The following is a 15,158-nucleotide window of genomic DNA, read 5'->3' on the forward strand; positions in this document are numbered from 1 at the left end:
CATGGAATGCTGGTCCGTCCTGCAACTGCCCGAAGACGCCGGGCTGCGTGATATCAAGCGCAGCTATGCGCGTCTGCTGAAAGTCTTCCGGCCAGATGAGGATGCCGCAGGCTTCCAGCGCCTGCGCGAGGCTTATGAGCGCGCACTGTCGATTGCCCAATGGCGCCTGGAAAACGAAGAGACCGAGGAACACGGCGACGTCATGCAGGCTCCGGGGATCGCCGCGCTGACGGCACAAGAGCAGTCCATGGCTCAGGCGCTGCAGAAGACCGGGACCGATGCCTGGGATTACCCTGCGGCGCTATTTGAACCGGTGACCCCGGCCGCGCCCGAAGCACCGCTCGAATCGCCGATCTTGCGGGTACAGCCCCTGAATCCGGAGCCTCTTAACCTGGAGCCCGAGCAGCCGACCGCCGACCCGGCCATTGAAGCCGCATCGCAATTGCTGAACGGCCTCTCGGAAGCCAACCTGGACGAGCGCTGGGAGCAAGCGCGCCAGCAGGATTGTGCGCAGGCGTTCCAGACATTGTTGCTGACGTTGTGCTTCGATCAGCCCGCCCTGCGCCTTTCGATTGCCCGTTGGGCGGTGCAGCACCTGGGTTGGCTGGGCCCCTGGCAGGAGATCGTCATCGGCGACGGGCAGCGCAGCATTCTCGCCAACGAGCTGCTGACGGATTACCGGCAATCGCTGGAAACGCTGCTCGCTTCGCAAAACGAGCGCGAATTTCTCGCGCTGCTCAGGACTTATACGGCCCAACCGTGGCTCCAGGTGTTCGACCGTCGGGAACACTGGCAGCAGATCATTCTGCAACTGCTGCAGGACACAGAGTGGAGCGTTCCGCTGTTCGACCGTATCTCCCAATTATTTGGCTGGGACGACACCAAGGGCATTCATCCGCAACCGGACTGGCTCTGGCAGGCGCTGATCGAGCGCTGCAACCAGGAAAGCCTCTACGACACTCTTTGCGCCCGGGCCGAAGATCTGCGCAACGGGTCGCCCGACGCACTGGCCGCGCGCATGCTGATCAGCCCGATGAAGCCGCGGCAACACAAAGACCTGACCGACCGCTTCATTCCGGCGGACTGGCAGGCCTGCCAGCAGCTGTCGGAGACCCTCAAGTGGCGCTTCCCCGACCTGCTTGCCCGCTTGCCCTATGCCGACGTCTTCTACTGGCGACGGTTTCTGCCGCGCTACATCGCCGCCGAAACCTGGGTGCGGTCATGGGCCGCGATTGCGCTGGCGCTGTGGCTGTTCTATCTGCCCGCCGAGCACAAGACCACGGCGATGAGCATCGTCATTCCCCTGGCCTTCGCCTGCGTTCCTGTCTGGTTTTTCCGGATCGGCTTGAGTTATTGGTTTCTGATCAGCGCCCATTTGATCGTTCAGGATCTGTGGTTGACCGAAAGGATCATTCCACGCCGATGGAACCCTGATACCCGCTGGCTCGTGCTGCGCCATGGCGTACCGCAAGCCGTGATGATCCTGCTGTTCTCGGTCATGCTCGGTGGTCTGGGAGCCTTCACCTATATCGGGGTGATCCTGATCGGGCTCTGGCACAAGCGGCGCATCGGCACGCTCGACCCGGAGTTCAGCGACAAGCACCCATGGCTGACCGCGCTGCACTGGGCGCATTTCAGCCCGTTGCAACTGCTGTTTCTGGTGGTCATGACCGGCGTGATTCTTGCGAGTCAGCTTGGTTATTCGCTGAAACTCCTGTTCCCCGGCTAGGCTAGACGCGGGCCGGATTGCCCTCCACCAAGGTTTTACCCTCGCTGAAAAGGATCTGAGCATGTTGAAACTTGCAGGCCTCACCCTCGCAGCGCTCACGCTGAGCGCCGCCGCCCACGCCGATGTCGACCTGAAACTGGGCAGCACCGAACGCGTCACCCGCCTCTTCGCCTACCCCAACAATTGCAGCGTGATCTGCTTTCGCAACTGGACGCTGGAGCAGACCGTCGCCCACTACCTGAGCCAGAGCGTGCAGCGTGACGGCTACACCAACGCCAAAGTGCTGGTGAAAAACGACAACGATCAGCTCTATGCCGAAATCAGCGGCGTACCACAGGGTTACGACAAACCGCTGACCGCGCTGCTGGACGCCGGCGATCTGGCCTACACCGGCGCCAGCAAGCTCAACGCCGACGGCAAATGGGCGTATAGCTGGTACCTGTTCCTGCCACTGGGCATGGCGCTGGAAAACCGCAAGAGTGTCGAGCTGCTGCACTTCCCGCCGGATTACTCGCTGACCCAGGCCCAGGATTACCTGCGCTCGAACACCACCGACCGCTGGGCCGCGCTGCTGACCGACAATGGCATCCCCGCCGACCAGACGCCGGCCTACCAGACCATCATCGACATCGCCCCGATCGCCGCGCCTGCCAGCGCCGGCAAGGATCTGGAAGGCGTGTACGACTACTTCAAGGACTACCAGACCACCATGGTCAAGCAGGTCAGCCAGAACGCCAGCGGCGCCGTACTGCCAATGGTTGCCTTTGGTGCGCCGGTGCGTAACTGGATCAAGCAGCAATACGGTGCGAGCGTGAATGTACTGGGCCTGGCGACCATCAGCCCGAGTGCGGGCGTAAATGTGCCGGTGCTGGGTTCCAACCACCCGAGCTACATCTGGTACGCCGCCGATCCGAGCAACTACACCGGCGACGATGCCCAGGCCAAGGCCGATGCCGCGGGTCTGAAGGTGATGGGTCAGGACTTGAGCGCCGCCTGCTGGCAGGCCGGGATGGGCAGCAAACCAGGCACCGACCCGAAAACACTGCTCAACAGCTGTACCCAGACCTGGCAAGTGACGCAGAAAGCCAAGACCTGCGAGCTGTTCTACACCACGATCCGCAACGAGACCGTGGCACAAGCGGACAAAACCTGCTCGACCTCACCGGTCAAATCCCAGCTACAAGAGCTGAAAAGCCCATTGCCGGACATGGCCGCGCCCGCCGCCCACCTCTGAGCAATCGGACGTTCTTCCCGTGTCAGCCCTGGCTGACCCGGGAAAGCGTCTATTTCGCCTGTCAGATCTGACAGTAGACCGTTAGTGTGATTGGCGGGATCTTGGATCCAATCATCGTGTTGCAGGACTGACAGGACGCCAGCCGAGGGAAGTCGCGACACCGAAGCCAACAAGGACCGTTATGAACACTTACGCACTACCGGGTAAACCGGCGCGCGATACCGAGGGCATTTATCCTTTTGCCGGGCTCCCCGTGCGCATGGGATTTCCGTCGAAGCAGGATTTCGAGATTGTTCACGATCCCGAGGGCGTGGCCACCGCTGTCGTAGCATGCCGGGCATTCCTGCGTATCACCCGCATGTGCCGGGTTTCTGGCCAACTGCTGCCCTATCGATGCCGGCAGACCCGGCAACTGCTGGCCGGTATCCACCTCTACGATCCGCGTTTTTGCGGCGCGTTCGAGCATTGCTGCGACCCGAACACCTTTCTCGACATGAGCGAGTTATGGGTGTGGGCCCTGCGCGATATTGTGGAGGGTGAAAGGCTGAACATCGATTACACCGCCACCGAAGACAAACTGCTGCGGCAGTTTGCCTGTGGTTGCGGGTCCTCGAACTGCCGTGGGTGGATCACCGGTTACGACGAAACACCCAATCTTGAAGGCCAGCGCTATTTGCTGAACTGGCGGCGTCGGCAAGGTTTACGCTGAACGACCGATCAAGGCGCGCCGACCGGACGCAAACGGTACTGCGGCGGCAATTGCTCGAAACCGCTGATCGTGGTGTTCAGACTTTTCCAGCGACCATCCTTGATGCCGTAGATGCAGCCGTGGATCGACAGGCTCTGCCCGCGATGCCAGGCGTTCTGGATGATGCTGGTGTGGGCGACGTTGGCCACTTGCTGGATCACGTTGAGCTCGCACAGACGGTCGACCTGTTCTTCTTCGGTCGGCAGCTTGGCCAGTTCTTCGCGTTTTTCGTAGTACAGGTCGCGGATCGAACGCAGCCAGCCATCGATCAGGCCGAACTGGCGATCCTGCATCGACGCCCGCACACCGCCGCAGCCGTAGTGCCCGGTCACCAGGATATGTTTGACCTTGAGAACGTCCACCGCGTACTGGATCACCGACAGGCAGTTGAGGTCGGTGTGCAGCACCACGTTGGCGACGTTGCGGTGAACGAACAGATCGCCCGGCAGCATGCCGACGATTTCGTTGGCCGGCACCCGTGCGTCGGAGCAGCCGATCCACAGATATTCAGGCGTTTGCTGGCGGGCCAGCTTGGCGAAGAAATCCGGGTCTTCCTTGGTGATCGCGTCAGCCCAACGCTCGTTGTTATCAATCAGGTCTTGTAAGTCATGCATGCTGTAAGGCCTCAAGAAAGATGCGCTGGTAGGACAGTCGACCGCCCGTCGGGGTCACGCAGGAATCGCGGGTGATTTGCTTTGAATTCTCGCGCGCCCGGTGAGTCCACCTCAGTAAGGCCCACAGTATGAGGATTTGCCATGACTGATTCACGACGTCCATATGATGCGGTGCAACCGGAGCCCATCGATGATAACGAAGACCGCATGGGGTCGGTGCACGAGCTGGATTTCGACGATGAAGAGCCCAGTGCGAAGATCGGCGATGAACTGCCCGAACGCGAGCGCGAGCAGCTTATGCCGCGCGAGCGCGTGCGCGAAGCCGGTTTGACCGGGGCATCGACCGCCGATCATGAACCTACCGACGACGACCTCAGCCCGGAAACCCTGATCCATGAAGACGGTGCGCGGGACGCCGAGGAAGCTGGCGAAGGCAACCCGGCGGATTGGGATCTGAGCGTGGTCCACGAGGACGACATCGGCGGCGGCAACGGGCTGGATGAAGCGGAACTGGCGCGCCGCGATCCGCTGGATCGCAAGCGCTAATCTCGTTGCCTGATATGACGCCTTCGCGAGCAAGCCCGCTCCCACATTGGTTTTGATTGAATCACTACATTTGTGAACGACTCAATCCCAAAGTGGGAGCGGCTTGCTCGCGAAGCTTTTAAAAAGGATCAGTCGACGAGCGTGCAGGCCATGACCACGGCATCTTCACGCCCGCCGACCGCCGGGTAGTAATCCCGACGCCGACCGATCTCGTTGAAGCCATAACGTTCATACAGGCGAAACGCCGAGGTGTTGCTGTCGCGCACTTCCAGGAAACATTCCCGGGCATTGGCGGCGTAGGCGCGGGACATCAGGTATTCGAGCAGGGTCAGCCCCAGCCCGCGCCCCTGGTTTTCCGGCTTGACCGTGATGTTGAGCAGATGCGCCTCATCGAGAATGATCTGCACCACACCGTGTCCCACCTGTTGCTCGCCTTCGAACATCAGCCAGATCTGGTACTTGCCCAAGCCATCGAGAAAAATCCCGCGGGTCCACGGATGGCTGTACGCGGCGAATTCAATCTTCAGCACAGCGTCCAGATCCGCCTCGGTCATCGGGCGAAACGATACAGCGTCACTCATTCGATTCTTTCCAGCGCGCCATCAGCCGACGCATGGCTTGCCACACGGCGGCCTTGCGCTGTGGCTCTTCCATCAACAATTCCAGCCCCGGCACGGCCCACGCCAGGCCAAGACCCTCGATTTGCAATTCACGGTTGAACGCTTCGGCATCCGCCTCACCAGCAAAGCGCACCGCCGGCAGGCCGATCAGCCACAGGCAGGCGCACGGCGCCGCCTCCATCTGCACCGACAGGAAACCCTGGACGAAATCCCGGGCCGCTTCAGGGCCCTGATCCATCGTGCCGCGATTCAGCCATGGCCAGCGCACCGGCTCACCGACAATCTGCGGCGCGTCCGGCAGGCCGGCGGCACGCAGCATGTCCTTGAGCAACAGATAGGCAGGATCGCGCGACTGGAAGGCTTCGCCTGTGGGTAACTCCACCAGCAGCAGGCAACGGCCGGCGCGCAGCAATTGCAGGGCGAAACGCGGTGGCGGCACCGGCGCCGGCTTGGCCACCACGGGTGTGTCGTCGACTTCTTCGACCGGTTTGGCGCCCGTACGGGTGCTGGCCAGCGAAGGTCGCGGAACCTCGATCTTCGGCCGCTCGACCGGACGCGCAGCCGGCTGCTCCGGCGCTTCGGCCGGGGTTGCCGGAATCACCGGCGCGGCAATCCCGGGCTCGGGCTCGGGCATGTCCAGCAGCTCGGGCCGCGACGGCGCGGCAAAGGGCAATTCGGTGCGCGGCAGCCAATTGACCACCTGCATGGCGTTCAAATAGGCGCGGCGGCGGGACTCGATTAGCAAGGGTCGGCCACTTGTGGATAACTGAAGTGCGCTGATTCTACCGCCCTTCGCTCAAGATCGCCCGCTGTTGATCGATAGTCTTGACCGATACCTTGACGCAAAGAAAAGCGACAGCCCGTCCCGAGAGTGAATCGCATCCTTCGTGATGCAGTACAATCGCGGCTTTTAATCGCCAACCAGCCGGCCATTCCGATGATCGAACCCAAGCGCGTCTTGCGCGCCCTCGCTGAACACTGGGCACTTCTGGAGCCACTGTGCGAGCACTTCGACCAGGGCACCCTGAGCCTCAACGAACTGCGCACGCAACTGGCCGCCCAACAACTGGACAGCACGCCGCAGGACATTACCAGCCTGCTCGACGTGTGGATCCGCCTCGACATTCTGGTTCCCGTGGCCAAGAGCCCGAACCGTTTCGAGCTCAATGCGCAGATTCACGACTTCCTCGCCTACCTGCGCCGGGAACACCGTCTGGGCCTGTGCCTGGAAATCGAAGCCTATCTGCGTCACCTCGAGCGTCTGGCCGGTTATATCCAGGATGCGTTCGACGTCCGTGACGGCAATGATTTGGCCCGTCAGCTGCGTCTGCTCGACATGCGCGTGCGCGACGTTCTGAAGAAACTCGACAACGACGAACAGGCGTTGGTGGCCGTGGCCGAACGGGCCAAGACCAGCGACCGGCAGATTCCGCTGCGTCAGCGTTATGCCGAAGTGCTGGCGACCTGGGACGAATATGTCGAGCCGATGATCGATCTGGTAAACGCCGACGGCGCCTTCGAGCAAGGCGTGCGCAAGGTCGAAACCGTCCTGCTGAAGATGCTCAGCGAACAGCAGCGCCTCGGCCATCTGGTCGATGACGACATGCTGCTGCGCACCCACGCGCGCATCCTCGAAATGCAGACCAGTGCCCAGTTGACCTTGCGTCACGCCCGGGAACTGTTGCTGCCGCTGCGTGAAGAGGCTCGCCGACACAACGCCGTGACCCGTGGTGCTGCACTGGCGCTGGCCGCGATCCGCCGCAAAGGCATTGACGCCGTACCGCAAGCCGCGATGCCGCTGTTCACCCGGCCGCAAAGCACCTTCCTCGGCAGCGCCAGTCAGGTTGAGGCCTACGTCTATGCCCTGGCGCGTTTCGAGCCGAAACCGGCGCGCTTCCCCAAGGCGCACAAAGCGCAGAAGACCGGCGATGCCCCGCGTGCACCACGCACCGTGCGCGAGATGGTCGACCGCTGCGAAGAGTCCCTGCCGATGCCGGATCTGATGACCTGGCTGCTGGAGCAGGAACCGGACGGCGCGACCGACGAATTGCTTTACTGGTTCTCGCGCCTGTCGCGGGAAAAACGCTTCAAGCGCGAGCGTCTGGAACGCCGCGAATATCACACTCACGAGCACCAGGTCAGCCTGCGCTCCTTCGCCCTGCTCTCGGCCGCCGACACCGCCGCCGAGGATTCTGCGAGCATCCCCAATGCATCTTGATCTATCCGAACTGTCGCAACTCGCGCCGATCTTCCGCGAGCTGTTCAAGGGTTACCACGTCAGCCGCCGCGACCCGGAGCTGTACGCGCAACTGTCGAACTTCCAGGACCAGTACCGCACGCTGTTCAAGGCGCTGGGCTTCGAACTGGTCTGCGACACCCGTGGTTTTTATTACTTCGTGCCGGACATGGCGGCTGCGGCGGTGAACAAGACTGCCCAGCGCCTGGCGCTGTTCACTTTCATCCTGGTCGAACATCTGGCCGATCAGGGCCGCGACCCGATCGCCGTACTCGACGGTGGCAGCCTCGGCCGTGAAGAACTGCCGTCGCTGCTGGAAAAGTACCGCGACCTGTTCATCCAGGCTGAAGTGCAGACCGTCGAAGAACTCGAAGAAAAAATCATGCGCCGCATGACCCAGCTCGGCTTCGCCAGCGAGGAAAACGGCGTGTACCGTTTCCTGCCGCCGATGCACCGGTTCCTCGACGTCTGCCTGTCGGTTCAGCAGGACCGCGATCTGGCGGCCAGCGTGCACAGCGTTCTGCCCCTGCCGGCACCGGTGCTGATCGACGAAGAGGCCGAGGCGAAATTCCTCGCCACCGACGACCCGCTCGATCTCAGCGAATTTGAGGAAGAGAGCGAAGAAGACGCACTGGCCCGCGCCATTGCCGAAGAACAGGAGTCCGACGCATGAGCCAGGAACGCTACGGCATCCGCCGCTTTGCCCTTTTGAACACCGCCGGTTACAGCCTCGGCCTGTTTCCGCTGGAAGAACCGCTGTCGGTCTACGGCGCAAACAACCTCGGCAAATCCGCCTCGATCAACGCCTTGCAGTTCCCGATCCTGGCGCGCATGTCGGACATGAGTTTCGGCAAGTACAGCCTGGAGCAGTCCCGGCGCTTCTACTTTGCCTCCGACACCAGCTACATCCTCGTCGAAGTGAACCTGCCTCATGGCCCGCACGTGATCGGCGTGGTCGGTCGCGGCCCGGGCGGTGGTTTCGGTCACCAGTTCTTCGCGTATGCCGGCAAGCTCGATCTGGCGCACTACCAGAAAAACGACACTTGCCTGCGGCAGAAAGAGCTATTCAGCAACCTTGAGAAAGAAGGCCTGAAAGCCTACGAACTCAAGCCGGATGAGCTGCGTCGCTTGCTGGTTGGCGGTCACACCTCGATCCCGCTGGATCTGACCCTGATCCCGCTGCGCTCCACCAGCGAGCAGAGCCTGAAGACCTTCCGCGCGCTGTTCATCAACCTGCTGCACATGCGCGAAATCACCGCAGCCAAGCTCAAGCAGTTGTTCCTCGATGCGTTCGAGCACAGCCTGCGTTCCGGCAGCGTCGATTACATCGCGGCGTGCGAAGAAGCCTTCCGCGATGTGCGTCGCATGGAACAGGACTACAACTCGCTGGTGGCTGCCGGCCCGCTGGTCGAAGCCTTGGCCAACGGCGTGAAACAGCGCGATGTACTGCGCGGCAAACTGCATCGCCTGTCGCCGCTGCTCGACTCGTTGCTCGGCACCTGGTCGGACTACGCCACGGCGCGCAAGGAAGAGCTGACCATCCAGGCCGAGCATTACCGTCGCGAGCAGGACGATCTGCAAAACGATCAGCGCGGTGGCACTCAGGAACTGATGCGTCTGGAGCGGGAAATCTCCGGCATCCAGCGTTGGCTCGGCGAGTTGTCCGTTCTGAAGAACCGCTTCGCGCTGGTCGATGACGTCAAGGTTCTGGAGCAGCAACTGCTGGCGGCCAAGGACGCTCACGACGAACTGGCCGGTGCGCTGGCGCAGTCCCGCCAGTTCAGCGCCGAGGATCTCGAAGAACGTCTTCGCGATCTGGAAAAGCGTCTGAAGTCGGTGAAGCAGCAACTCGATCACGCCGACAACAACAGCTATGCCCGCCTGCGCGAAGAGTTTTCGCAACAGGACGTCGAGCGCCTGATGCGCCTGTTCAACAGTGCGCTGTTCAGTCTGCCGCTGGGCGAGCACGGCATCACCCTCGACGACGATGGCGAATGGGTGAAATCGGTTGAGCTGATCCTCGACGGCTTCAAGGGCGAGCGTTTCGAAGTGCCGGGCCTGTCGATCGACATCTCGCACATCGAGCCGCCGGCTCTGCAAGCGCTGGCCGACCGTGCCGCGTTGCGCGATCAGAAAGAGCGTCTGGAAAAAGAGCTCAAGCAACTCAAGACCCAGCAAGCCGTGGCCGCTGACCGCGCCGCGAGCAAGACCCAGACCGAAGCGCTGTACCAGCAGGTGCTGGATGCGCAGAAGGCGCTGGAAGACTTCCGCCGCACCCAGACCCTGAGCGCCGAAGAAGGCGACAAGCTGGAGCAACTGGCGCAGATGGAAGCCGCGCAGGACGAACTCAAGCGTTCCAGCGATGCGTTCACCGAGCGCGTCCAGCAGCTGTCGGCCAAGCTGCAACTGGTCGGCCGGCAGATCGCCGACATGGAAGCCAAGCAACGCACCCTCGACGACGCCCTGCGCCGTCGTCAGCTGTTGCCGGCAGACCTGCCATTCGGCACACCGTTCATGGATCCGGTCGACGATTCGATGGACAACCTGCTGCCGCTGCTCAATGACTATCAGGACAGCTGGCAAGGCCTGTTGCGCGCCGATGGCCAGATCGAGGCACTGTACGCGCAGGTGCGCCTCAAGGGCGTGGCCAAGTTCGACAGTGAAGACGATATGGAGCGCCGCCTGTCGTTGCTGATCAACGCTTACGCGCACCGTACCGACGAAGCCCTGACCCTGGGCAAGGCCCGTCGTGCAGCCGTGACCGATATCGCACGGACCCTGCGCAACATCCGCAGTGACTACGACAGCCTCGAGCACCAACTGGCGCTGTTCAACCGCGAGATCAACAAACGTCAGGTGTCCAACCTGCAGAGCTTCCGCATCGTGCTCGCGCCGAACAAGGAAGCGCTCAAGCACATCGACCAGATCATCCACAGCGCCGGTCAGTACGAAGAAGGCGAAACCCTGTCGGTGTTCGACCTGAGCCAAAGTGCGGAACAGGACAACAAGAACGAAGAGGCCAAGGAATACCTGGCGCGGCTGGTGGCGGCGAACCACAACCAGCTCGGCCTCAAGGACTTGTTCGAACTGGCGTTCGAGATCACCAAGGTCAACGGCCAGCCGGTTATCCACACCGACATCGATGGCGCGGCCTCCAACGGCACCACGATGACCATCAAGGCGCTGACCAACATGTACCTGTTGCTGCACTTGATGGACCGCGACCTGGCCGGTCGCGTGCGCCTGCCGTATTACCTCGACGAGGCGGCGGACATCGACGAGAAGAACCAGGCTGCGCTGCTGGAAACCAGCCTGCAACTGGGCTTCGTGCCGATTCTGGCGAGCGTGAAGCCGCAGGTCTGCGCCAGTGTCGCCATCGACCTGGAAGGCGGCAGCGGCCCGGCCGGGATCTACATCGACGAGGCGGACTGGAAGTACATCCGTCGCCACGATGTGGTGAAGGCCACCGTCAATGTCCAGGCCGACGAGCCGGAGCTGGATGCGGTTTGATGCGTAACTGACGGGCACAAAAAAGGGCCGCGATCCATTGGATCGCGGCCCTTTTTCATGTCTCGGAATTTTGTGCTGAATGACAGGGCCTCTTCGTGGGCAAGCCCGCTCCCACAGGGATTGNTGTATTCAACACAAAAACCTGTGGGAGCGGGCTTGCCCGCGAAGGCGTCCTCAACAACGCCCCATATTTCCCGGATTATTTACCGAGGGGGATTTTCGGTGCCCAGTTCAGCCACTCGTCTTCGAACTTGTCGAACAGCGGGAAGGTTTGTTCGGCGCGCGCGGGGTTGCCCATCTGCTCGCCGTCCGGCGTGGCGAAGGCAATACCGCCCTGAATAGCTGTCTCAAGCGACTCCGTGCGCACCGTTACGCCTTTGAACAGCCCGATGTCGAAACCGACGCCACTGGTGTTCCAGAAGCGACTGCCGCTGCGCACCAGTGGCGCGTACTTCGGTTCGATCAGGATGTGTACCAACACGCGATCCGCTGTCTGGCCCAGTTCGTAACCGGTAACTTTGCCTACGGTGATCTCACGGTAGGTGACCGGCACGCCCGGTTTCAGCGAGCCACGACGGGCAGCGCTCAGTACCAGACTCAAGCCTGCCTCTTGCTTGGTGACTTCCGGCGGATTGGCCAGGGCCACGAAGTTCTTTTGCGGGCCGAGGTTCTTGGCCGCCGGTTGCACTTCGATGTACTGGCCGGTGACCAGGGTTTCCAGGTTCGAGGTCTTGATCAGCCCCAACTCCGGTTTGACCACCCAGAACTGGCTACCGACACGGGCGATCTTCTCCGGGACTTCGGTGATGCGCGCGGTGAGGATCACCGATTGCAGATCATCGGTCAGGTCGACGCTTTCGATCTTGCCGACGTCCAGCCCCTTGAAGCGCACCGGGGTGCCGCTGCGCAGACCGTCCGCGCGATCGACCTTGATGGTGACGACGGCGCCTTTCTGATTCGCTTCATCATGGTTGGCGAACAGACGGAAACGCGGAATGCGCTTTTGCAGCGGTGCCTTGACTTGCGGCGTTTCGAAGGCGATGCCGCCGGCCATCAGGGTCTGCAACGATTCACTCTTGACCTGAATGCCGCCGGTCAACCCGCCGGTCAGCGTGACGCCGCTGACGTTCCAGAACCGGGTCGAAGCGTTGACCAGGTTTTCGTATTCCTTCTCGATGTGGACGCCGATCACCAGTTGTTTGCGGGTCTTGGAGAACTGATAGCTCTGCACCGAACCGACCTTGACCTGCTTGTAGAGGATCGGACTGCCGACATCGATCGAGCCGAGGGTATCGGTGAACAACACCAGGTGCAGGCCGGGTGCGCGCAGATCCAGCGGCGGAGCCTTTGGTCGGGCTTCGAATTCACGTTGCGGAGCACCGCCCTTGTCACCCGGTCTTACGGCAATGTAGTTACCTTTTACCAACGCTTCCAGACCGGTGATGCCGGCCAGGGAGATCGATGGTTTGACCACCCAGAATTGCGTGCCGGTCACCAGATAGTCTTCGGCCAGCGGATCAAGGGTCAGTTCGGCGGTCGCGCTGGACAGATCCGGATCGATCTTCAGCGCTTTCAGGTTACCGACCTGAATGCCCTTGTACATCACCGGAGTGCGCCCGGCTTGCAGGCCTTCGAAATCGCTGAGTTTGACCTTCACGCGGATGCCGGCGGCGGCCGCGTCGAAGTCTTCGTAGAGACGGAACGGCAGGCTTGGATCGGTGGGCGGGCTGTCCTTGCGATTCTCCGGGGTGGCGAAGGCGATGCCGCCGGCAACGATGCTGGCCAGGGATTCGCTGCGCACTTTCACGCCGGACAGGTTGGCGTCGATGCTGATGCCGCTGGCATTCCAGAATCGTGTGTGTTTGCGCACCAGTTTGGCGTAGGTCGGTTCGATGAACACCTTGAGCTCGACCGTGCTCTGGTCTTCCGACAGCACGTAACTTTTGATCTGACCGACTTTGATCTGCTTGTAGAACACCGGGCTGCCGCGATTCAGCGAACCGAGGCGATCGGCCTTGATCGTCAGGTGCAGACCGGGTTTGGAGTCCGACAGCGGCGGTTCTTCGGCCAGGGCCTTGAACTTTCGGGTCGGTTCGCCTTCACCAGGGCTGATAGCGACGTAGTTACCCGATACCAGAGTTTCCAGACCCGTGATCCCGGCCAGCGTCACACTCGGTTTGACCAGCCAGAAACGGGTGCTGGTCTTCAGGTACTGGTCGACATCCTTGTTCATCTCGATAGTTGCGATGACACCTTTGGAGTTGCCTTCATCATCGAGCTTGAGGGCCTTCACCTTGCCGACCGGCATGCCTTTGTAGACCACTTCAGTCTTGTTGGCCTGAATGCCTTCACCGCTTTCAAAACGCACCTGAATCTCGATGCCGGTTTCGTTGTAGGCACGCCAGCCGAGCCAGCCGCCGATAATCAGGGCGATCAGGGGCAGCACCCAGATGGCAGACCAGTTCGAAGCCGGTCGGGTTTTCGCTACAGGCAAATCAGTCATGGTCGGCGTCCGACTCCGTGTTATCCCAAATCAGTCGGGGATCGAAAGTGACAGCGGCGAGCATCGTCAGAATCACCACACTGGCGAAGGCGATGGCGCCAAGATTGGCTTCGACACTGGCAAGCCGGCCGAAGTTGACGACCGCCACCAGAATGGCGATCACGAAAATATCAAGCATCGACCAGCGGCCGATGAACTCGATGAAGCGGTACATCCAGATCCGCTGACGTGCGGACAAGGGTTGGCGGCGCTGTACGGAAAACAGCAGCAGCGCGATGCCCACCAGCTTGAATGTCGGCACCAGGATACTGGCGATGAACACCACGGCGGCGATGGGAATCATGCCGTGCTGCACCAATTGGATGACACCGGACATGATCGTGCTCGGATCCCCCTGACCAAGCGAGCTGACGGTCATGATCGGCAGCACGTTGGCCGGGATGTAGATAATCGCAGCCGTGATCAACAGCGCCCACGTTCGCGCAAGACTGTTGGGCCGCCGGGCGTGAACCAGCGCACCGCATCGGGTGCAGGTCTGCACATCGCTGTCGGTATCCTGCCTGTTCAGTTCGTGGCATTCGGTACAGATCAGAATGCCTGCATCAATCGCCCGCATGGGCATCTTCTCCTGATAACGCCTGCCAGATCTGGTGCGGCGACATCACCACTTCGAGCCAGACCTGAACCAGTAACAAACCGATGAAACATGCCAGACCGAGGCCGACGGTGATGGCCGCCATGTCCGCCAGTTTGACGATCGCGACAAGGACGCCCATGAGATAGACCTCAAGCATGCCCCAGTCTTTGAGGTGGTGATAAATGCGGTAGAGCAACAGACCATAGCTGCGGCCGACATTGAAGCGAATTGTGAGTAAAACGAACAACTGGCAGAGCAGCTTGAGCAGCGGTATGGCCATGCTGCACAGAAATACCACGATCGAAACGCCCTGCATGTCAGTGTTGAACAGACCGAGCACGCCGCTCCATACCGTATCCTGCGAGGATTGCCCGAGGATATTGAGCTGCATGATGGGTAAAAAGTTTGCCGGGATGTACAACAGCAATGCCGCAATCACCAGGGCAAGGCTGCGCTGCACCACATTATGGCGATGGGCATACAGTTCGTAACCGCAACGTGGGCAGAGGGCTTTTTCGCCATGAGCAAGGGTTGGCTTGCGCATCAGCAGGTCGCACTCATGACAGGCCACCAAGTCTTCCAGCGGTAATTCTGACAGCCCTTGGGCGCCAACCGGATCTGACATAAAGGCTCTGGCTCCGAAAAAGGTGGGGCTATTCTAGTGTTCTGATTCGAAAATAACTGTGCAAATTTGTTCGCTGTCGCGAGTAAAACTTTTCAACGGACAAAACAAAACCCCAACTGCTTTCGCAATTGGGGTTTCGGAATTTAATCTTGACGA

13 protein-coding genes are annotated in these 15,158 nt (G+C 61.1%); 7 read left to right on the forward strand and 6 right to left on the reverse strand.

The features are described 5' to 3' along the window. Position 1 precedes the first annotated feature (1 nt). From ACTJK9_RS20705 to ACTJK9_RS20715, 3 genes are all read left to right on the forward strand, one after another. Positions 2-1,729 carry a J domain-containing protein gene (locus ACTJK9_RS20705; protein WP_440815877.1) on the forward strand — a complete coding sequence of 576 codons (1,728 nt, stop codon included), beginning with the start codon at positions 2-4 and terminating at the stop codon, positions 1,727-1,729. A 61-nt stretch (positions 1,730-1,790) separates the two neighbouring features. Next, positions 1,791-2,963, forward strand: coding sequence for a hypothetical protein (locus ACTJK9_RS20710; RefSeq protein ID WP_221398101.1), 1,173 nt, complete (start codon positions 1,791-1,793; stop codon positions 2,961-2,963). 181 nt (positions 2,964-3,144) lie between these two features. Continuing rightward, positions 3,145-3,672 carry a lysine methyltransferase gene (locus tag ACTJK9_RS20715; RefSeq protein WP_440815880.1) on the forward strand — a complete coding sequence of 176 codons (528 nt, stop codon included), beginning with the start codon at positions 3,145-3,147 and terminating at the stop codon, positions 3,670-3,672. 8 nt (positions 3,673-3,680) lie between these two features. Here ACTJK9_RS20715 and can read toward each other — a convergent pair whose 3' ends face one another. Continuing rightward, a complete protein-coding gene (gene can, locus ACTJK9_RS20720) occupies positions 3,681-4,325 on the reverse strand; it encodes a carbonate dehydratase (RefSeq protein ID WP_007951756.1) in 645 nt (214 codons plus the stop codon). Between the two features lie 141 nt (positions 4,326-4,466). Between can and ACTJK9_RS20725 the strand changes: the two genes are divergently transcribed. Further along, positions 4,467-4,871 (forward strand): serine kinase/phosphatase, encoded by a 405-nt coding sequence (locus ACTJK9_RS20725; RefSeq protein WP_085613414.1) that lies wholly within the window; start codon positions 4,467-4,469, stop codon positions 4,869-4,871. 128 nt (positions 4,872-4,999) lie between these two features. Here the strand turns inward: ACTJK9_RS20725 and rimI are convergent, their stop codons facing one another. Together rimI and ACTJK9_RS20735 are read right to left on the reverse strand one after the other, a co-directional pair. Further along, a complete protein-coding gene (rimI, locus tag ACTJK9_RS20730) occupies positions 5,000-5,452 on the reverse strand; it encodes a ribosomal protein S18-alanine N-acetyltransferase (RefSeq protein ID WP_039766383.1) in 453 nt (150 codons plus the stop codon). Further along, positions 5,445-6,197, reverse strand: a complete 753-nt coding sequence (locus ACTJK9_RS20735) for a hypothetical protein (RefSeq protein WP_064599426.1) — start codon at positions 6,195-6,197, stop codon at positions 5,445-5,447. Before ACTJK9_RS20735 ends, rimI begins: the two co-directional genes overlap by 8 nt. 231 nt (positions 6,198-6,428) lie before the next feature. On the opposite strand from ACTJK9_RS20735, the gene mksB reads away from it, so the two are divergent. From mksB to mksF, 3 genes are read left to right on the forward strand one after another with little or no spacing between them, the layout of a single operon-like run. After that, positions 6,429-7,709, forward strand: a complete 1,281-nt coding sequence (gene mksB / locus ACTJK9_RS20740) for an Mks condensin complex protein MksB (protein WP_440815884.1) — start codon at positions 6,429-6,431, stop codon at positions 7,707-7,709. Next, complete coding sequence (mksE, locus tag ACTJK9_RS20745; protein ID WP_011335946.1) at positions 7,699-8,400, forward strand: Mks condensin complex protein MksE; 702 nt, start codon at positions 7,699-7,701, stop codon at positions 8,398-8,400. The genes mksB and mksE overlap by 11 nt, the downstream gene beginning before the upstream one ends. Next, positions 8,397-11,237, forward strand: coding sequence for an Mks condensin complex protein MksF (gene mksF, locus ACTJK9_RS20750; protein ID WP_064599430.1), 2,841 nt, complete (start codon positions 8,397-8,399; stop codon positions 11,235-11,237). The genes mksE and mksF overlap by 4 nt, the downstream gene beginning before the upstream one ends. Positions 11,238-11,436: 199 nt before the next feature. Here the strand turns inward: mksF and ACTJK9_RS20755 are convergent, their stop codons facing one another. From ACTJK9_RS20755 to ACTJK9_RS20765, 3 genes are read right to left on the reverse strand one after another with little or no spacing between them, the layout of a single operon-like run. Continuing rightward, positions 11,437-13,740, reverse strand: a complete 2,304-nt coding sequence (locus ACTJK9_RS20755; RefSeq protein WP_440815888.1) for a PqiB family protein — start codon at positions 13,738-13,740, stop codon at positions 11,437-11,439. Further along, positions 13,733-14,356 carry a paraquat-inducible protein A gene (locus ACTJK9_RS20760; RefSeq protein WP_007951771.1) on the reverse strand — a complete coding sequence of 208 codons (624 nt, stop codon included), beginning with the start codon at positions 14,354-14,356 and terminating at the stop codon, positions 13,733-13,735. The genes ACTJK9_RS20755 and ACTJK9_RS20760 overlap by 8 nt, the downstream gene beginning before the upstream one ends. Then, positions 14,343-15,002: a paraquat-inducible protein A gene (locus ACTJK9_RS20765; RefSeq protein WP_039766393.1), complete on the reverse strand. Its 660-nt coding sequence runs from the start codon at positions 15,000-15,002 to the stop codon at positions 14,343-14,345. Before ACTJK9_RS20765 ends, ACTJK9_RS20760 begins: the two co-directional genes overlap by 14 nt. Between the last annotated feature and the right edge of the window lie 156 nt (positions 15,003-15,158).

The sequence above is a fragment of the Pseudomonas sp. 22082 genome (assembly GCF_052046055.1).
Classification (GTDB): domain Bacteria; phylum Pseudomonadota; class Gammaproteobacteria; order Pseudomonadales; family Pseudomonadaceae; genus Aquipseudomonas; species Aquipseudomonas pharyngis.